This window comes from Acinetobacter sp. UBA2063 (assembly GCF_002333245.1).
GTDB classification, from domain to species: Bacteria; Pseudomonadota; Gammaproteobacteria; order Pseudomonadales; family Moraxellaceae; genus Acinetobacter; species Acinetobacter parvus.
On the sequence record NZ_DDAH01000233.1, the window covers coordinates 1 to 19,211 of the forward strand.

At 42.3% G+C, this 19,211-nt stretch carries 19 protein-coding genes and 1 pseudogene; 11 read left to right on the forward strand and 9 right to left on the reverse strand.

Annotation, left to right across the window (positions count from 1 at the left end):
• The first annotated feature begins 157 nt into the window (after positions 1-157).
• Entirely contained in the window at positions 158-1,225 is a 1,068-nt protein-coding gene (locus B4H32_RS10990) for a 4-phosphoerythronate dehydrogenase (protein WP_004681429.1), read from the forward strand.
• Positions 1,195-2,205 carry an EF-P lysine aminoacylase EpmA gene (gene epmA, locus B4H32_RS10995; RefSeq protein ID WP_286803069.1) on the forward strand — a complete coding sequence of 337 codons (1,011 nt, stop codon included), beginning with the start codon at positions 1,195-1,197 and terminating at the stop codon, positions 2,203-2,205. The genes B4H32_RS10990 and epmA overlap by 31 nt, the downstream gene beginning before the upstream one ends.
• Before the next feature lie 93 nt (positions 2,206-2,298).
• Here epmA and B4H32_RS11000 read toward each other — a convergent pair whose 3' ends face one another.
• The gene (locus B4H32_RS11000; protein ID WP_286803071.1) at positions 2,299-2,916 is read right to left on the reverse strand and encodes a rhomboid family intramembrane serine protease; all 618 of its coding nucleotides are present in this window, start codon (positions 2,914-2,916) and stop codon (positions 2,299-2,301) included.
• Between the two features lie 153 nt (positions 2,917-3,069).
• On the opposite strand from B4H32_RS11000, the gene nfuA reads away from it, so the two are divergent.
• Together nfuA and B4H32_RS11010 are read left to right on the forward strand one after the other, a co-directional pair.
• On the forward strand, positions 3,070-3,714 hold the full coding sequence (nfuA, locus tag B4H32_RS11005; protein WP_286803072.1) for a Fe-S biogenesis protein NfuA: 645 nt from the start codon (positions 3,070-3,072) through the stop codon (positions 3,712-3,714).
• Positions 3,711-3,821: a hypothetical protein gene (locus B4H32_RS11010; protein ID WP_414630966.1), complete on the forward strand. Its 111-nt coding sequence runs from the start codon at positions 3,711-3,713 to the stop codon at positions 3,819-3,821. Before nfuA ends, B4H32_RS11010 begins: the two co-directional genes overlap by 4 nt.
• A gap of 139 nt (positions 3,822-3,960) precedes the next feature.
• Here the strand turns inward: B4H32_RS11010 and B4H32_RS11015 are convergent, their stop codons facing one another.
• Together B4H32_RS11015 and B4H32_RS11020 are read right to left on the reverse strand one after the other, a co-directional pair.
• Positions 3,961-4,971, reverse strand: a complete 1,011-nt coding sequence (locus B4H32_RS11015) for a hypothetical protein (RefSeq protein ID WP_286803073.1) — start codon at positions 4,969-4,971, stop codon at positions 3,961-3,963.
• A gap of 20 nt (positions 4,972-4,991) precedes the next feature.
• A complete protein-coding gene (locus B4H32_RS11020; RefSeq protein ID WP_286803075.1) occupies positions 4,992-6,005 on the reverse strand; it encodes an alpha/beta fold hydrolase in 1,014 nt (337 codons plus the stop codon).
• 237 nt (positions 6,006-6,242) lie between these two features.
• On the opposite strand from B4H32_RS11020, the gene B4H32_RS11025 reads away from it, so the two are divergent.
• Positions 6,243-6,857, forward strand: coding sequence for a carbonic anhydrase (locus B4H32_RS11025; protein ID WP_004674784.1), 615 nt, complete (start codon positions 6,243-6,245; stop codon positions 6,855-6,857).
• 50 nt (positions 6,858-6,907) lie between these two features.
• On the opposite strand, the gene B4H32_RS11030 is transcribed toward B4H32_RS11025, so the two are convergent.
• Positions 6,908-7,489, reverse strand: a complete 582-nt coding sequence (locus B4H32_RS11030) for an arylesterase (RefSeq protein WP_378251355.1) — start codon at positions 7,487-7,489, stop codon at positions 6,908-6,910.
• 84 nt (positions 7,490-7,573) lie between these two features.
• On the opposite strand from B4H32_RS11030, the gene B4H32_RS11035 reads away from it, so the two are divergent.
• Both B4H32_RS11035 and B4H32_RS11040 read left to right on the forward strand, forming a co-directional pair.
• Entirely contained in the window at positions 7,574-8,278 is a 705-nt protein-coding gene (locus B4H32_RS11035; protein WP_004681415.1) for an ABC transporter ATP-binding protein, read from the forward strand.
• Positions 8,275-10,758, forward strand: a complete 2,484-nt coding sequence (locus tag B4H32_RS11040) for an ABC transporter permease (protein ID WP_286803080.1) — start codon at positions 8,275-8,277, stop codon at positions 10,756-10,758. The genes B4H32_RS11035 and B4H32_RS11040 overlap by 4 nt, the downstream gene beginning before the upstream one ends.
• Positions 10,759-10,797: 39 nt before the next feature.
• Here the strand turns inward: B4H32_RS11040 and B4H32_RS11045 are convergent, their stop codons facing one another.
• The 3 genes from B4H32_RS11045 to B4H32_RS11055 form a co-directional block, all read right to left on the reverse strand.
• Entirely contained in the window at positions 10,798-11,118 is a 321-nt protein-coding gene (locus B4H32_RS11045; RefSeq protein WP_004674780.1) for a helix-turn-helix domain-containing protein, read from the reverse strand.
• The gene (locus B4H32_RS11050) at positions 11,105-11,482 is read right to left on the reverse strand and encodes a type II toxin-antitoxin system RelE/ParE family toxin (RefSeq protein WP_004681411.1); all 378 of its coding nucleotides are present in this window, start codon (positions 11,480-11,482) and stop codon (positions 11,105-11,107) included. Before B4H32_RS11050 ends, B4H32_RS11045 begins: the two co-directional genes overlap by 14 nt.
• A gap of 85 nt (positions 11,483-11,567) precedes the next feature.
• Complete coding sequence (locus B4H32_RS11055; RefSeq protein ID WP_034428081.1) at positions 11,568-12,392, reverse strand: rhomboid family intramembrane serine protease; 825 nt, start codon at positions 12,390-12,392, stop codon at positions 11,568-11,570.
• A gap of 124 nt (positions 12,393-12,516) precedes the next feature.
• On the opposite strand from B4H32_RS11055, the gene mtgA reads away from it, so the two are divergent.
• A complete protein-coding gene (gene mtgA / locus B4H32_RS11060; protein WP_004681409.1) occupies positions 12,517-13,191 on the forward strand; it encodes a monofunctional biosynthetic peptidoglycan transglycosylase in 675 nt (224 codons plus the stop codon).
• 124 nt (positions 13,192-13,315) lie between these two features.
• On the forward strand, positions 13,316-15,394 hold the full coding sequence (gene ppk1 / locus B4H32_RS11065) for a polyphosphate kinase 1 (protein WP_004681408.1): 2,079 nt from the start codon (positions 13,316-13,318) through the stop codon (positions 15,392-15,394).
• A gap of 51 nt (positions 15,395-15,445) precedes the next feature.
• Here the strand turns inward: ppk1 and B4H32_RS11070 are convergent, their stop codons facing one another.
• Complete coding sequence (locus B4H32_RS11070) at positions 15,446-17,191, reverse strand: sensor histidine kinase (RefSeq protein ID WP_004681407.1); 1,746 nt, start codon at positions 17,189-17,191, stop codon at positions 15,446-15,448.
• Positions 17,192-17,295: 104 nt separating this feature from the next.
• Complete coding sequence (locus B4H32_RS11075; RefSeq protein WP_004681406.1) at positions 17,296-18,015, reverse strand: response regulator transcription factor; 720 nt, start codon at positions 18,013-18,015, stop codon at positions 17,296-17,298.
• Between the two features lie 148 nt (positions 18,016-18,163).
• Between B4H32_RS11075 and B4H32_RS11080 the strand changes: the two are divergent.
• A pseudogene (locus B4H32_RS11080) lies at positions 18,164-18,755 on the forward strand (IS5 family transposase); the annotation flags it as partial.
• Between the two features lie 195 nt (positions 18,756-18,950).
• Positions 18,951-19,211, forward strand: a 261-nt coding sequence (locus B4H32_RS11085; RefSeq protein ID WP_286803085.1) for an ESPR domain-containing protein, incomplete at its 3' end; no start/stop codon positions are given.

Here is a 19,211-nt window from a genome sequence, read left to right on the forward strand (position 1 = left end):
ATGTACTATGATAAGATTAACCCGTTAGGTGAGGTGGCCTAACTTAAATAAAAAAGTCTCCGACAAACCCGGTACGGTTCCTTTTTTATATATATGAATTGTCAATGAACAGTACTCCAAGGATAATAAGCACAGATTAATTTATGGAAAGCACTGCATGAAAATTATCGCAGATGAAAATTTGGCATTTACCGATTATTTCTTTGCGGAATTTGCAGAAATACAGCATCAGGCAGGGCGTGCACTGACACATGCCAATGTACAGGATGCCGATGCACTTTTGGTTCGATCCGTGACAAAGGTCAACCATGATTTAATTGATCAAACTCAGATTAAATTTGTGGGTAGTGCCACCATTGGCACAGACCATCTCGATATTCCAGCTTTAGAACAACAGAATATTGCATGGAGCAATGCGGCAGGTTGTAATGCGCAGGCAGTTGCTGAATATGTCATTACAGCCTTACTGCATCTAAATATGGATTTATTGGAAAAAAATAAGGCGTTTACTTTAGCGATTGTTGGCTTGGGTAATGTTGGAAAACGGCTGGCAGTGATGGCGCAGTTATTGGGTTGGAATGTAATTGGCTATGACCCTTATGTGCAACTCGCTGGCATTGAAAATGTATCCTTTCAGGAGCTGTTAAAACAGGCTGATGCGATCTCGATTCATGTGCCTCTAACCACATCTGGTGATTATCCAACACTGCATTTATTTGATGAAGCTGCACTGGCTGAAATGAAACCTTCGGCTATTTTGATAAATAGCGCACGTGGTCCAGTGATTCAACAATCAGCACTGATGGCAGATATTGAAAAGACCAAACGTCAGGTTGTGCTGGATGTGTTTGAGTTTGAACCTGAAATTCCTCAAGAGCTTTTAGAAAGATTGGCTTTGGCAACGCCACATATCGCGGGCTATAGTCTGGAGGGTAAGGCAAGAGGCACACAGATGATCTATGAGGCCTTTTGTCATACATTTGGCTATCAACCATCAAAACATTTTGAGAGTCAGTTGCCAACTGTTGAACAATATTTCGGGCAGCAGGATTTAAAAGCCTCATTAAAGCAACATTTGATCCAGATTTATAATATTGCTGAAGATGATCAGCAGCTTCGTGCCTGTGTTCAGGCAGCTAAGGTAGAGCAGAAAGCTTTTGATTTACTCCGTAAAAACTATCCTTTGCGTCGTGAATGGGCTGCACATGGAGGGCCAAAGGCGTGAGTCAAGCGACGAAAACCTATCAACCGACCTGTTCCATTGAAGCCTTAAAAGCACGTGCGGAAATGTACCAGAAAATTCGCCAGTTTTTTGCCCAGCGCAATGTGCTGGAAGTGGAAACACCTATTTTATCCCAGGCAGGTGTAACCGATGTTCATTTGGCTTCCGTACAGGTGCAGCGTCATATACATGGAAAATTAAATACTCAATATTTGCAGACCTCGCCAGAATTTCCCATGAAACGTTTGCTGGCCAGTGGCAGTGGGCCGATCTACCAAATCTGTAAAGTTTTTCGTGATGATGAGCATGGACGTAAACACAATAGTGAATTTACCATGCTGGAATGGTATCGGCCTGGACTGGACTTAAAGGCGTTGATGCATGAAACCGCAGACTTGCTGGAAATCTGTCTGATGCATCGCTTTGGTGAAATTCGTCCCATTATTCTGAGCTATAAACATGCTTTTCAGGATCGTCTGGATATTAATCCCTTGCAGGCAACACTGAAGCAACTCAAAGACACAGCTCATCGGGTTGGACTTAACCTTGATCTGGGAGATGACCGCTTGGCTTATATGGATCTGTTGTTTTCCCATTTTGTTGAGCCGAGTCTGGGCTTTGATGCGCCAGTTTTCTTAACTGATTTTCCACCTGAAATGGCATCGCTGGCAAAAGTCAAACAGGATGAGGATGGGGAACTGGTCGCAGCGCGTTTCGAGGTTTATATTGAGGGGCTTGAACTGGCCAATGCCTATGATGAACTTCTGGATGCGGATGTGCTGGCTTCCCGTTTCGAAGCGGATAATAAAGAACGTGCCCAACAGGGGTTGCCAGTGATGCCAACAGATCAGCATTTACTGGCAGCCTTGCCGAATATGCCTGAATGTTCAGGGATTGCGCTAGGTATAGACCGTTTATTGATGGTGGTAATGAATCAGGTCAAGATTGATCAGGTCATTGCATTTCCAGCTGAAATTGCTTAACGATTGATGTATCAAATGCTTTTATGCAATTATCTGACGAAATGAGATGCGGTGAAGAAAAGCCCCAAACATGGGGCCAGTCCTGAATATTTATTAAAATGGTAATTTGGTGAGCTGATTGAGAAAATGTGCAATCACCCGTGGTTCCAGCAGAATGGTGACCACCACGCCATATGCCGCTCCCCAGAGATGGGCGCTATGGTTAATATTGCTGTTACCTCGTTTACCCGACCAGATGCTGTAAGCAACATATAAAACTGCAAAGATAATGGCAGGCACAGGAATAAAAAAGACAAAAATCAGGTTCCAGGGCTGAAATAAAATATAGGCGAACAAGACCGCTGAAACCGCGCCAGAAGCCCCTAAACTTGCCCAGTGCACATCATGACGGTGCTTTAGGTAGCTGGGTAAGATCGCAACAATCAGTCCACCCAGATAAAACAGTACAAAGCCCATATCATAAAAGAATTGGCGATAAAAGCTTTCGATAATATTGCCAAAGAAAAACAGCGTGATCATGTTGAACAGTAAATGTGCCCCATCGGCATGGATAAAACCATGGGTGATGAAACGGTCATATTGTCCACGCTGCATGGCGGGTGGCCAGAAAATCAGGCGGTTCATGACGGCCTGATTGGAAAATGCCAATAGGGAAATTGCAACGGTAATAATGATGAGTGTCACAGTGTGACTAAAGGGCAAATGTAGCATAAAGATTTTTGATTGATCAGTGTCTAGGCAATAATGCCATTAAAAAGTGAATAAACAATCATCTGGCATATAATTCCTACAAAAATGGTTGATTTTTTTTAAATCCCCTCCATCTTCGGTTAATATAACGACATCAGCTTGAGGATTATTGTTATGTCGACTGAGAACACCAACACTGCTGTCGCAGAAGAAATTCCAAACCTTTTGATTACTCCCTCTGCACAAGAGTATTTAAGTGATTTATTAACAAAGCAAAATACTCCAGGAATTGGCGTTCGAGTTTTTGTAGAACATCCAGGTACACCACGTGCCGAATGTTGTATGGCCTATAGTGCACCTGAAGAAGTGGTGCCAACTGACTATAAGCAGGATTATCCAGACTTTTCAGCTTATATCGATGCGCCATCTATTCCATATTTGCTTGATGCCGTGATTGACTACAACAAAGACCGTTTTGGTGGACAATTAACTTTTCGCGCGCCTAACTCGAAAGTACCTCGTGTAGGGCCAGATGCGTCAATTGAAGAACGGATCACTTATGTGCTGCAATCTGAGATTAATCCTGGATTGGAAGGGCATGGCGGTAACTGTAGTCTGGTTGAAGTACAGAACGATCCTGAGCATGGTTTAACTGCTGTGTTGAAATTTGGTGGTGGTTGTCAGGGCTGTTCAGCAATTGATGTGACTCTTAAACAAGGTGTTGAAACTACTTTACGTCAACATATACCTGAGTTCCAGCGTGTCGTAGACCAAACTGACCATTCACANNTTGTCAGGGCTGTTCAGCTATTGATGTGACGTTGAAGCAGGGTGTGGAAACCACTTTGAAGCAGCACGTTCCTGAGTTACAGCGTGTGGTTGACCAAACTGACCATACTCAGGCTGAGGGTGCATATTTCAAGTAATAAAGCTGGAAATACAATCTATTGAGAAAGCCCTTGCGAGGGCTTTTTTTAATGTTGAAAAAAAATCCAATATTTTTCTCAGATGGATAACAAACCGAGGTGCTCCCACATCACGCAATATGGAGGCGCTCACCGCGCATCATGCGCCTTGTTTTGTCAAAATTTCAGACATCTGTTCTGAATAATAAAATTTTTCTAAATAGGTGCGGGCACGTTGTCTTAAATAACCTGTTTGAATCACTTGCTGTAACACAGGTGTCAGTAAATCACTCAATTCATTTTCAATCAGGGTTTCATCAATATTCAGATCGCGGAGTAATAAATCAAATGTGCGTTCCTGATTACGTGCATACCATGCATAGGTCCCATCATGAACCTGCTGTTTTAAATAATCTGTTTGACGGATATGATCCCATATTTCATGCCCCATTCCCACAGTTTGGGGTAGGTCTTGTACCTCAATATAGTTGCGTAATACTGATAAGGGCATAACCTTAATTTTATGCCAGATGTTGGCCTGGAAATGGTAAAGTTTGTCTTCATTAAAGTGCTGGTTTAACACCCGTTCGCTCATTTGGCTGATCTTTAATATATTCTTTTGTAAATAGTGTCCAATGGTGTCATTCAGGTTGGAATTAGTCACTGTTTCGAGAACCGATTTTCCCATTTTCATAAAATGTCCAACGCCAGGTACACGTTTAGACATGACCGAATTTTCTAAATAGTCCTGAATGGAATGTTGAATCAGTTGGGTAATCAGGGCAGAAAAAGCAGGATTATCGACAATGGTTTTAATCAGGCGCTGGCGATGGTCACTTTTACCTGCAACATATTGTGCAATTAAGTCAATGGTTAAAACAGGAATTACATCTTCGATATTGGTTTGATCATTGCGTGGATGAATCAGGGCAAAGCGGATATGTTCTGCAATTTGTTCAATCAGAAATGAACTGGCAGGTGTGTTCAGGATTTGTTTCTCAATCAGCTTAAAGATTTGTTCAAATGACCAGATATGTTGGAGTTGCTGTAAGCGCAACCAATGATAGAACTGTTTAAACTCATGTTGAATGGTTTCGGCTTGTGTAAACTGTTGATCCAGAAAATCAAGTTGTGCGTCAATCAGTTGTTCTATCATTGGATGTTTAGGCATAGGATTTTATAACTTTAGGTTTACGGAGTTGGCGCAGTTACAGGTTTTTGTGACTGAATCTTGTTCAGAAATGGTAAATATTGCTGAACCACCAATTGGTCTGCTTCCAGAATAGGCATATGGCCCACATTATCCAGAATGACAGGTGTCTGCGCATTCTTTAGCAGTGATTTTAACTCAGGTGCAACCTCAACATTGATAATTTTATCCTGCTTGCCCCATAAAATCAGTGTTGGTGCATCAATGGATCTTGCCAGCAACGCAAATGAATCTGGCGTATATAACTTATTGAGTACAATTAACTGATCTACCATTTTCTGGGTTTGCTCGGCCTGACCAATCATCATTTTTTCCTGTGCCTGAGCAATTTCCTTTGGAATGAATGGAGGGGTAAACATGACCTGCTGCATTAAAAAGTTAAAATCGCCTTTTTTGCTGACAATCATGTTTTTAATGTGGTTTGGATCCTTTAAATAAGGTGTGGTGGCGGCCTTATATACGCCCGCAGCATCAATTAAAAACAGGCTTTTGGTCTCAAATGGATATTGCCCTGCATAGAGCATGGCAATTGAACCACCAAGTGAGTGACCTGCAATATGTGCTGGGCTGGTTAGGTTGGCTGCCTCAACAAAACGGCGTAACTTTTCAGTGACGTTTGGAATGGAATAGTCAAAATCTTTCGGAACTTGTGTTTCACCGTTGGCTGGCAAGTCTGGGATGATCACATGGTAGTTGGCGGTTAAGGCCCGTGCCACACGGTTCCAGTTGTCACGGCTGCCCGCCAGGCCATGAATTAAAATCACGATCGGTTTTCCAGCCTGACCACCCTCACTATATGACCAGGTGATATCACCGACTTTTAATGTTTTGCTCTGTAAACCTGCCCATGCACGTTCCTGTTGCAGCACATTCTGGAAGCTCATTTCTATTTCCGCTGCCTGTGTTGAGCTGATTGCGATGGTCGCCAAGCTGCATGAAATTAAAGCTGCGGTTAAGGTCTTGCGAAAGGAGGTGGAAAAAAGATGGTTCATCATGATTTGTTCTATCCTTGATCTATTTTTAAACCCATTGATTATTGGGGAAGATGTGAGGGGAGTCATTTGCATAATTTACAGATGTATGGAAATTCTTGCCAATGAAATCATTCGTTTTTCGCTATTTTCCTGATTAAAAGACAGGCTGGTATTTAGATGGATTCTATTTTTGTCAGTGACTTTCAAACAGGCGCACATTAAACTGTTGGCTCATGTCAATCATAGATGGATGCACGCATGCTCACTGCCAAAGAAGCCCTGGAACGTTTAAAAGTTGGTAATGCTCGTTTTGTGAAAGGTGAGGCCACCTCACAGAATCACCTTTCTCACCAGGAACGTGCTGCATTGGCAGGAAGTCAAAACCCATTTGCCATTGTTTTAGGGTGTTCAGATTCACGTGTCCCTGCGGAAATGGTGTTTGATCAAGGTCTGGGTGACTTGTTCGTGATTCGTGTTGCAGGCAATATCGTTGCGCCGTCACAGGTGGGAAGTGTTGAGTTTGCGGCAGAGCGATATGACTGTGCCGTGGTGGTGGTGCTGGGGCATAGCCATTGTGGTGCGATTCAGGCCACCATTGATACCCTGATGCATCCAGAGCAGCCGCCATCCTCAAACCTGATGTCGATCGTGAATCGGGTTCGTCCATCGGTTGAAATTTTGATGCAAACCGAACTCAAAGGTGATTTGAAAAAGCTGTCTGCCCATGCGGTTCGCTCCAATGTATTTGCATCGGTCAATCAGTTGCGTCATGGTTCTGCTGTGCTAGAACAGTTGATTGAGAAAGGCAAGCTGATTGTGGTGGGTGCTGAATACTCATTGGAAACAGGCGAAGTAACATTTTTTGATTTTTGATCTGGGTAGGGGCGGAATTGAATTCGCCCTGAATTGATTGAAATTATTTACTATAAAGCCCCTTTAATATAAGGATAAGCCAAATTCAGCATGATTGGTTGTGCCTTGGCATTGGGGTGGATTTGATCATTCTGGATGAAAGTTTTATTGCCTGCCACACCATCCAAAAAGAACGGCAGAAGCTTCACTTTATACTGCTGACTTACAATTTTGTAATTATTCTCAAAAGCCTTGCTGTACGCAGTTCCATAATTCGGTGGTATTTTCATACCAAACAGTAAAACGGTGGCTTTCTGCTTTTGACTCAGTTGTACCAATTGGGCTAAGTTTTTCTGAATCATCTGGGGTGGTTGTCCACGCAAGCCATCATTGCCGCCAAGTTCAATCACCACCACTTCAGGATTATAGGTTTGTAACAATTTTGGCAGTCGTGCCAATGCGCCACTGGTGGTTTCGCCACTGACACTGGCATTGACCACCCTGTGCTGTTTCGGATACTGTTGGTCTAAACGTTGTTGTAACAGGTTCACCCAGCCTTGTTTGGCCTCTATGCCATAACCTGCACTCAGGCTATCACCCACAATTAAAATGGTCTTGGCTGAAACCAGTGTTGGCATCACACAGAGGGCCATGATTGCAACTGTTTTAGAAACTGAACTGATAACTTTAGAGTTTTGCATCGCATTTAAAATTTGTCCTAAAGGATACGTGACATCATGCCACAACCAATTATTTCTGCCCGAAAAGTTACACAAAATATTCAGATTCACCAGCAAAGCTTAACCATTTTAAAAGACATTGATTTGGACATTTACCAGGGTGAACAGATCGCAATTACGGGACGTTCTGGTTCAGGGAAATCGACTTTACTGGGTATTTTGGCGACGCTGGATCGGCCAAGTTCAGGCGAATTGGAAGTCTGTGGGCAAGCGGTTCATACCTTAACAGAAGAACAACGTGCGCAAGTACGACTGGAAAACATTGGCTTTGTATTTCAGGCATTTCAGCTTTTACCGCAACTGAGTGCACTGGAAAATGTGATGTTGCCGTTACGTCTGCAACCTGATTTTAACTTTAGGAAAGCTGAGCAAAAAGCACTGGCATGGTTGGAACGAGTTGGGCTGGTTCGTCAGGCACAGCAAACCCCAAAAGTCTTGTCAGGCGGTGAACAGCAACGTGTGGCGATTGCCCGTGCGCTGATTGCCGAACCGAAGATCATTTTTGCCGATGAACCAACAGGCAATCTGGATGGGCAAACTGCCGAGGAAATTGAGCAGCTATTATTTGATCTAAATAGAGAATTAGGTACAACTTTGGTGTTGGTCACGCATGACCAAAATCTGGCTGCACTATGTCAGCGCCATGTCAAACTGGTTGATGGTCAGATTCAGGAAATCGGCAAGGCTGGGGAGAGAACATGAATTCGATTCTCAAGCCATTGTTGCTGCAAAGTTTTCGTACAGGTGGACTGTATTTACTGATTATTGCACTGTCTTTGGCGATTAGTGCCACTACCGCATTAAAATTTAGTAATAGTCAGGTCCAGAATGCGGTGGCTTTACAGGCTGCGGAAATGCTGGGTGCTGATCTGGTGATGACGGATAATGATCCCATTCAAGCTCAATGGCGACAACAAGCGCAAAAGTTGAATTTAAAACAGGCACCTGTGACAGTATTTGGTTCAATGGCGCATACTCAGGACCAGTTTGTGATGGTCAACGTCAAGGCGGTTGATGAGCATTTTCCTTTACGGGGCAAGCTAGAAATTCAGCCTAAAGCGCAATCTATTCAGCAGGGACAGGTTTGGTTGAGTCCTCGTGTGATGGATTTATTGCAGACCAAACTAGGTGATCAGATTGCGATAGCTGATGGTCAATTTATCGTGACAGGTGTGATTGAACATGACTCCAATCAGGAGCTAGGATTTTCAGGTTTTTCACCGACAGTGATGATTCATCAGTCAGATATTGCCAAGACCAATGCGGTTCAGGTCGGTAGCCGTATTGAATATCGTCTGCTGATGGCAGGTTCGCCCGAGCAAGTGAAAGCCTTTAAAAAAATCTTTAAGCAGCAAAAAAATCAGTTACATTCTGAACAGCAGCAACACCAGCAGTTTGAGAATAATGAGCAAAGTTCACTTAAACTTCGTGATGCCAATCAATCCAATACACGCTTGATGAAACCGATTGAGAATCTGGATACATTCCTGCAACTTGCCAATTTATTGACCATTTTGCTGTGTGGCATTGCCATCGCATTGACCAGCCAGCGTTATGTACAACAGAATCAGGATCATATTGCCTTGATCCGTTGTCTGGGGGCAAGCAAGTGGCAGATTCTACTTGCCTATATCGCTTTGCTTGGCATTGTTAGTGCGCTCTCCATTGCACTTGGCAGCTTGATTGGCATTGGTTTGGGCTATGCTTTATTGCAATTGATGCTGCAACTGATTCCACAACTGCAACTGAGTTTTGCTGTAACCAATCTATTGCTGGCGTTGCCTGTGGCAATTTTTACCAGTGTGATGGTGCTGATTGGTTTTATCCTGCCAAGTATCTGGGAATTGCTGAATACACCACCTATTCGGGTGATCCGCCAGCAGGAGCGTTCGCGTAAATCTTATTTTGCCATGTTTACAGTGGGCGTGATGAGCCTGATTATTTTTAGCTTGGTGTTGAGTGATAATCTCACTTTAAGCCTATTGGTTTTAACTGCAATTTTAATTCTTTGCACTGTGCTTTATACCCTGATTTGGCTGCTACTCAAAGCCATTAAACAACTGAAACATCCAATTTCGGCTTATGTACGGATTCCCCATCAGACTGCCTTGCAAGTCACTGCGCTGGCTTTAGGCTTAAGTTTAATTACGGTACTCAGTGTGCTGAGAACCGATTTATTACAGCGTTGGCAACAACAATTGCCTGAGGGTACACCGAATCAGTTTGTGTATGGTTTGCCGCCTTTTGATATGCCGCAGTTCAAGCAGCAACTTGAGCAGAATCACTGGCAATCTACACCGTTGTATCCTAATATTCGGGGACGTTTAATTGCAAAAAATGGACAGGCCTTTGCGCCTGAGCTGGTCAGGCAGAATAATTCATTGCGCCGTGAACTGAATCTGACGCAGGCAGCAGAATATCCTAAAGATAATGTGATTACGGAGGGCAATCCGAAATTTAGCCAAGTCGGGCAGGTGTCAGTAGAAGCTAAACTGGCAAATGAATTGGGCATTAAAATCGGTGATCGTCTTGATTTCAGTTTGCCAGAAGGTACGTTGCAGGCAACCGTGATCAACCTGCGTTCAGTGGAGTGGGAAAGTTTTAGCCCAAACTTTTTCTTTATCTTTTCACCGCAAAGCATGGATGAAAATGCAGGCAGTTATCTGGGGAGTTTTTATGTGCCGCCAGCAGATCAGCCAAAAATGGTGCAGCTGATTCAGCAATTTTCCAATACCGTATTTATTGATGTGGGGCGGATTCTGGATGAAGTCAAGCGTCTGGTGGATGTACTGGTGCAGATCATTACCGTATTGGCATTGTTGGTTGGGTTATCTGGTGTATTGGTGTTGATTGCCTGCCTGAATGTGCTGATGGATGAACGTCGTAAGGAAGTGGCGTTATTACGCTCTTTTGGCAGTGGTAAAAACAGGCTGAAACAGATGTTGAGTCTGGAAATTGGTTTTATTGGCTTGCTGTCGGGCTTGGTGGCCTGTTTATTTGCCGAGGTGATCAGCGCGATTGCCAGTTATAAGATGCAAATGGCGATTCAGTGGCATCCTGCGATCTGGCTGATTTTACCGTTAAGCATGATGCTGATTTGTATGTTGATTGGTCGTTATCGCCTCAGTTATTTATGTGATATTCCACCATTGCAGAGTTTAAGGGAAATGAATCAGTCTTGATGAAAGAAAGGCTTTAAAATGAGGGATTCCAAGAATCCCTTAATTTGTGATGCTAATAGTAATTGAGTGTCCTGTTTTAGAAACCATTGTGACTAACGCATCTAATGTAAATTTCGATATTTTTGCATTGATTGCATCAGATAAGCGAGGACGACTAACACCTAATATTTCAGCAGCTTCTTCTTGCTTGAAATGATTTTCTTGTACCCAATCAGCAACGACTCTGGTTAAAGCTAATTTTGCATTGGCTAAAGCATCTGCTTCTTTTTTTAAATTTCCAGCATCTTCTAAGCCTAAATCTGCAAAAATATTGTCTGTTGGTTGAGTGATATGACGAATTTGTGTATCAATCTTGCTCATATTGTTCCTCCAATAACGCAATTTCTTTATAACGTGCTTTGATAATCTCAACATCTGGTTTGGCTGTTTGTTGTGTTTTTTTCTGAAAAGAATGGAGTATGTAAATTGCATGTCTGAATTTTGCAACGTATACAACTCGATATGCGCCAGATGAATCTTTATATTTAAGTTCAATGACTCCTGTGCCCCAATTGGGAATAGGTTTCCATTGAGCAGGTTCAGTGCCATGCTGAATTGCGTGAAGTTCAAAACCAAAATGTTTTTTCACGTCGGCTGGAAATTCTTTTAAATCATCTAAAGATGATCCAATCCAGTAAATAGGCTTTTCAGGTTGTGGTTGAGTCATGTATAAAATTTTATACATCTATGAGTAAGTATGCAATAGTTATATCATCATGGAGATGTTGCAGGGGCAGATGGCAACCTGCCAGCTATATAAATAATCACAATTAATTCAACTGATTCTGCCTTAAAATCTCATACCATAACGGATCAAGCCCTGTACTTAATTCTGTGCAATAGAAATAAAAAGCAGCGAGTAATACAGTACCTATAATTAAAGCACCGATCTGAATCAAAGCAGGTTTTTGTATTTTTTCTCCCAGATACCATGCACCTGCCAATAAAGCACCCATAATCATGCCACCAATATGTGCCGCATTATTGATGCCTGCCACGGTGAAACCAAACACAATGTTAATTGCCATTACCATCAATAATGATTTCTTGTCCAGCCAAAAACGTTGCTGAGGCAAAGGTGGAAACAATGAAATAACAGTGAGTGCTGCGCCCAATCCCATCACTGCACCAGACGCACCTGCGCTGATATGGGGGATGAGGGACGATTGTAGTCCCGCAAGGTGATCAAAATGTTGTAATAATTCATAGCCATTACGAATAGTCAGATAGCTGGAAAGTAAACTGCCCATCAAACCGGCCAGCACGTACATTCCGATATAATACAACCGACCAAACAACTGTTCTGCCACACTGCCAAAAATATAGAGTGCCCACATATTCAGCATGAGGTGAATCAAGCCAAAATGAAAAAACATGCTGGTAAATAAACGTTCAGGCTGTCCCATAAAAGTGAGTGGGGTAAAATCTGCGCCCCAGGCAATTGCATCTACAGGCGCTGGGTCGGTAATATTCACACCTGAAACAATTTGCCAGCCAAATAATCCGACATTGACTGTGATCAGTAGCGCAGTAAACCACCATGTTTGTATCTTTAACTTTTGATTATTGATTTGTGGTGGTGTCATTTCAGTCATAGGTTTAAGCAAGTGATTGATGTAAAAATAGCTTAGCATGAATATGTTCTACAAAATATCAACGATTTTTACGTGGTTTGCTGATATTTTGCAGAACAGATGCCCCAAGGAGTGATGCACTTTAATGAAAGCCTTTTTAGCGCGCGCGCTCATGTTGATTATTGGTCTGGTATTGCTCATCCAGCTCTGGATTTTTAGCAGTCTGGTGTGGTGGCGTACTCATCCTGTTGAAACCACCATGTTTATGCGTTGGGATTATCTGACCGACTTTAAGCCGATCAAGCAGCAATGGCGTGATTATGATGATATTAGCGATAATTTTAAGCATGCGATTCTAGCGGCTGAGGATGCCAGGTTTATCCATCATCATGGCTTTGACATTGAAGGTATTCAGGATGCTTTGGAACGAAACAATGAAAAGGGCAAAATTGTAGCGGGTGGTTCCACCATTTCGCAGCAACTGTCAAAAAATCTGTTCCTCTATAATAAGCGTTCGTTTATTCGAAAAGGACAGGAAGTTGTTGCGACCTGGATGATGGAGCGAATGTGGTCAAAACGTCGTATTCTTGAAGTGTATATGAACGCAGTGGAATTCGGCCAGAATCTCTATGGGGTTGAGGCGGCAGCACAGTTTTATTATGGTAAAAGTTCAAAAAGCCTGACCCGTGAACAGGCTGCTTTTCTTGCTGCATTATTACCTAACCCAAAATATTATCAGGATCATAGGGATGACCGAAAACTTCAGTACCGTAAAAGAAGCATCCTGAAATATATGAATGCAACCCAGATTCCAGAGTAAGCCCATCTTAAAGTGTGATGAAGTGAAAAAAGCCCAATATTTTTGGGTTTTTTTACCAAATTGAAATAATTTTGCAGCATACTTAAACCATGTCTTGATCAATGATAAATCAACAAGGTTTGGTATGAATACGGCAGTGGCTACAACGACCCCAATAGAATACAGCTATAATGACCGCTATATTAATCGTGAACTTTCGATTCTCGATTTCCATCTGCGCGTTTTGGAACAGGCAGTCGATCCACTTCATCCATTATTGGAGCGGATGAACTTCCTGCTGATTTTTTCACGCAACCTTGATGAGTTCTTTGAAATCCGTGTTGCGGGGATGATGGAACAATTGACGCTGGGCAATGAGAGCCGTAGCCCAGATGGTCTAACCCCTAAACAAGTGCTTGAACAGATTTCTAAAACGGCACATGCGGCTATTGAGCGTCAATACCGTATCCTGAATGAAGAAATTCTACCGAAGCTGCGTGAGGAAGATATCTGTTTCTTGCGCCGTGGTGAACTGACACCTGCACAATCGGCATGGATTAAAAAATATTTTCAGGAACAGGTCGCACCTGTTTTAACACCAATCAGCCTTGATCCTGCGCACCCATTTCCTCGTTTAGTCAATAAAAGCCTGAACTTTATTGTGACGCTGGAAGGTAAAGATGCTTTTGGTCGTCAGATTGACTTGGCGGTTGTGCCTGCACCACGTTCTTTACCGCGTGTGGTGCGTTTACCCAATGAACTGACGGGAGGCAAGGAGCATCATGTGATGTTGTCCGCAATCATCCATGAGCATGTGTCTGATCTGTTCCCAGGTATGACCGCAACAGGCTGTTATCAGTTCCGTGTCACCCGTAATGCAGACTTGGCCTTGAATGAAGATGTAGAGGATTTGGCAAAGGCATTGAAAGGTGAATTAAGTTCACGCCGTTTTGGTCGTGCGGTACGTCTGGAAGTGACACATAACTGCCCGAAACATATTTATGAATATTTGCTGGATGAATTTGATCTGAACGAAGAACAGCTCTATCGAGTTGATGGTCCTGTCAATCTGGCACGTTTACTCTCCAATTTTAAACGTCCGCACTTGCGTTATGACTCACATACCCCTGTGATTCCCAAAGTCTTTAAGAAGACTGAAAGTATTTTCTCTGCCATGCAGAAACAGGACATCTTGCTACATCATCCGTTTGAATCCTTTGCACCTGTGATTCAACTGTTACGTGAAGCTGCGCGTGATCCACAAGTGTTGGCAATTAAACAAACGCTGTATCGTAGTGGTGCGGATTCGGAAATTGTACAGGTTTTGGCAGAAGCGGCACGCAACGGTAAAGAAGTCACGGCTGTGATTGAGTTACGTGCTCGTTTTGATGAAGAATCCAATATTGAAGTTGCAAATGTGCTGCAAGAGGCGGGTGCTGTGGTGGTTTACGGCATTGTTGGTTATAAAACCCATGCCAAAATGATCCTTGTTGTACGCCGTGAAAACAATAAACTGGTGCGTTATGTGCACTTGGGAACGGGTAACTACCATGCCACCAATGCCCGTATCTATACCGATTATGGCTTGATGACCACAGATAAAGACATTTGCGAAGATGTACACCGTATCTTTCAGGAACTCACGGGAATGGGCAAAATGGCGAAGCCGAAAAAGCTTCTGCATGCACCCTTTACCTTGCATGCACAATTGATCAATTATATTGATGAAGAAATTGCCAATGCTAAGGCAGGTAAGCCAGCGCAAATTATTGTCAAGGTCAATGCCCTAACCGAAGTACAACTGATCAATAAACTGTATGAAGCCTCTCAGGCTGGTGTGCAGATTGACCTGATTATTCGCTCAATCTGTTGTCTACGTCCAGGCTTGCCAAATTTGTCTGAAAATATCCGTGTCCGTTCGATTGTTGGCCGTTTTCTTGAACATACCCGTGTTTATTACTTTAGCAACAATGGCAATCCACGTATTTATTGCTCAAGTGCAGACTGGATGGATCGCAACCTGTTTAATCGTGTTGAGGCATGTTTCCCAATTGAAGACCCAGCATCGAAAAAACGTATTTATCAACTTGGTTTACTTAATTATCTCAAGGATAATCAACAGGCATGGTTGTTACAGAGCGATGGTGTATGGGAACGAGACAAACCTGCCGCTGGTGAAGAACCCCATAATGCCCAACAGACGTTGTTGGATGCAATTAAATAATGGATCGTGTTATTCCAGCATACCATTTTGGTGTGCTGGAACATTCTGCAATTAAACAGGCAAGCAGGCCTTTAAACAGGTTCTTCCAGCCTCGGATTGAACCGTAAGATGTCCACCCAGCCGTTCCAGACGTGTTTGCATACTTCTTAGTCCAACACTCATTCCTGCATTCTTAACCGCTTCTACATCAAAGCCAATACCATTATCTTCAATGTCTAGTACCAGTTGCCCCTTGGAGAAAAACAGGGCGCACTTTACCGATGTTGCCTGACTATGTTTCAGAATATTGGTCAGGGCTTCTTCTGCGACCCGAAGCAAAGTTAAACACACCAGCGGGGTTGGCTGTTTTTGCCATGATTCTGGAAAAGACCATTTTGTTGTGATATTCAGCTCATCAAACAGTTGGGTGAAACGATAGCGTAAAGGTGCTCCCCATAAAATGGGTGTGTCAGGCACTTTGGCACCTGTACTTGAACCACTGTCAATCACCTGCCGCAAGTCGTCCCTTAATATTTTGAGCATGGATAAAAACTGCTGATTGCTTAGATTGATCTGGCTTTGGTCTACTGTGACCATTGAACGGACGAGGGAACCCCCCAAACCGTCATGTAAATCATGGGCAAGTTGTAAACGTTCCTGTAGTTTTGCGTTGTCCAGTTCAAGTTGATGCTGGGTATTGAGAGAAAGTGTTAGTTCATTTTTGGCTTCAAGAATGTTTTGTTTGAGGGTCTGGTTAAAGTTTTCAATTGCTCTTAAATTTTTGGCTAAACGTAACGCTAAAATAATTGCAATTAATAAGCTTGTTAAGGGTGCTGTATAAGGCATCCATAAAAAGCTATTATTGGATTGCATGATCTGGAATGTATCATGAATACACACAATGATAAAAAACAAAAATACTGCTGCCAGTAAATAGGCTTCCAATAATTTGGAAAAATAGGCAATCCATTGATAACTTATAAAATTTATTAATAAAACCAGTAGGCTCAGGAAAAAAGTACCCGAGATAAAATTGTATAGCGCGGTATCAGGTAATATCATGGCCATGCTGATTACAATTAACAGCATATACAATAATGCTTTTTCTAAACGTGGAAATTTGCGTTGTGCCAAGCGCCATGCGTAAAAACAGGAAAATAAGCTATAAGCAAAAAAACACACGATACTGATACGAGCGATTTGTAATGTGGTTAAACCAAAAGGTGCTTCAAGCATAATGGTATTAAACATCACCATGCTCCACATGAGCGCTGCCAAGGTAAACCAGCCAAAAATCTGATCTTTACGATGAAAAATCCATACCAGGAAAGCAATTACACCTAAAGTGAGTGACGTGATTAAATTTAAAAACATCAGCACACGTTGTTGATTCCAAAGCATCTGAAATTTTGGTCTGACCTGATCAGCATTGCCCACTAGGACCTGACCCAGACCCGAATTTTGACTCTTTACACCTACTACACGTACCCAAAGAATATTTTCGCCCTGTTTTAGGCTGGATACGGGTAAATTCCAGTAGCGTGGCATATTCCAGCTACGGGAAAGCGGTTCAACCAAAGACTGATCTTGCCATAACAAGTCATTATTAATAAAAACCTGACCAGTCATATTGATATAGCTGATCACAATGGTGATTGGGGTTTTTGTTGTGGTTGGACACTGATAATCCCACACGATTTTATACCATGTACTGCCCGTATAGTAGAATTTACGCTTATCCCATTGATCGGGCAATTTCACATTTTGCCAGCCTGTTTCAGGACGTTGAGTACCGTCTTGTCCAATGGCTTTTGCCATTTGGCTCGACTGAATGTTTGCGGTGCAGTTGACTTGCTCAGATGCGGAAGATTTTGCAAAGGAAGTTTGCGCCAGAATAACGAGCCAGCATAAGCATAGATATTTTATAAAATACCCAATGAACGTGCGGTATTGATGGCTTTGGATCTGCTGCTGACCGACAGCTTTCGGTAAATATGTTTGATATGACATTCGATGGTATATTTTGACAAATTAAGAAAATCAGCGATTTCTCGGTTCGACATTCCCTCAGCAACCAGTTGTAGAATTTCAAGCTCCCGAGTTGAGAGTAAATTATTTTGTTCTGCCACCGCCACATCTTTTACTTTTTGTTCAAATGTAATTTTTGACAAAATTTGCTGGGCAATAAACGGATCTATGGGTGCTCCACCACGTAATATACTACGAATTGATAACATGATTTCGAAATCATCCCGTTCTTTTAAAAGATAACCCGTTGCACCCGCCTGTATCGCTTTTAAAATGGTTTCCTGCGTACTCCATGCCGAGATGACCAAAACAGGTGAGACCTCATCGGTCTGTCTTAAATTTTCTATAAAATCAATACCATTGCCATCGGGTAAACCGAGGTCAACCAATGAAAAGGAAATTGGGTACTGTTTAAGCATGTCTATTGCCTCAGATAAGGTCTGGGCAAAAATAAGGGCGTCTTCTGCATAGCCAATTTCTAACAGTATTCTTTTTAAACGCTGTTGCATGATTGCATCGTCTTCCAGAATAAAGACAGGTACAGGCAAGATCAGCTCAGTTTGAGATACGTGAATCATAATAAGACTTAAAAAGTGATTCCCAGTTTCTAGCATAGGCAGAATACAGGGTTTTGGCTATCACTGTAATTTGGTATTTCAGGTTTTATTGGCTTTGTTGCACAAACCTATCTGTAATGTTTTTTTCATCGATATAATTTTCAAATGAAGAAGCCTACACACAAAATCTACCACACAACCAATTGGCCTGCGTCTACTCATAGACTCTACAGGCATGAAGTTTCTAGCTGAGGGCGAATGGAAACGCAAGAAACATGGAGCTGAATATCGTCGCCAATGGCGTAAACTACATATTGGCATAGATGCTAAAACCCTACAAATACGAGCAGTTCAGCTTACAACCAATAATCTCAGTGATTCACAGGTGCTTGGTGATTTACTTAATCAGATTCCACAAGATGAGCAGATTGACTCTGTTTATACCGATGCAGCTTATGACACCAAGCAATGCTGTCAGGCCATTGCAGATCGGCAAGCGCATGCGGTGATTCCCACCTAGAAAAAATGCGAAACCATGGAAAGATAAAAAGATCAGCTCGCTAGAGCCAAACGAATTTCTTCGAACAGTTACACGTTTAGGCAGGACACTATGGAAAAAATGGTCAGGCTATCATCGGCGAAGTTTGGTTGAAACTAAGATGCACTGCATTAAATGATTAGGAGATAAACTCAGTGCAAGGCGTTTTGATAGCCAAGTGAATGAGATTCATGCAGGTGTAGCAGGCCTCAACAGATTTACGGAATTAGGTCGACCACTTACCCAAGTTACGCCTTAAATTTAGCTCAATTAGGGGGGCTTTGTATTTCAAATCTTTGTGCAACAAAGCTGTAATATATTTATAGCATCTACCAGATGCTATTTTTTCTCTAAAAAGTTATTACCATTCGTCAGAATACCAGTTTTCAGTGATATACAACTTTGTATGTAATGTTTTGTAATTGTACCAAATGTTTAAAAAACAGGTACAGATATGAACCACATCTTTAAAAAAATCTGGAATAAATCTTTGGGGCGTATGGTTGTTGTTTCGGAGCATGCCAAAAGTGCAGGTAAGACCGACAACACTACAGGTACACAATCAAATAGCCTAAGCAATATTCATGATGATGAGCAAGGAAAAAATTTCGTTTTTTCCTTTAAGCCATTGGTGCTCAAGAGTTTGGTGTTGAGTATTGCAGCGATTACTGGAGTGAATGTTTGGGCAGATGATAACTACGCTCATATTTCAACC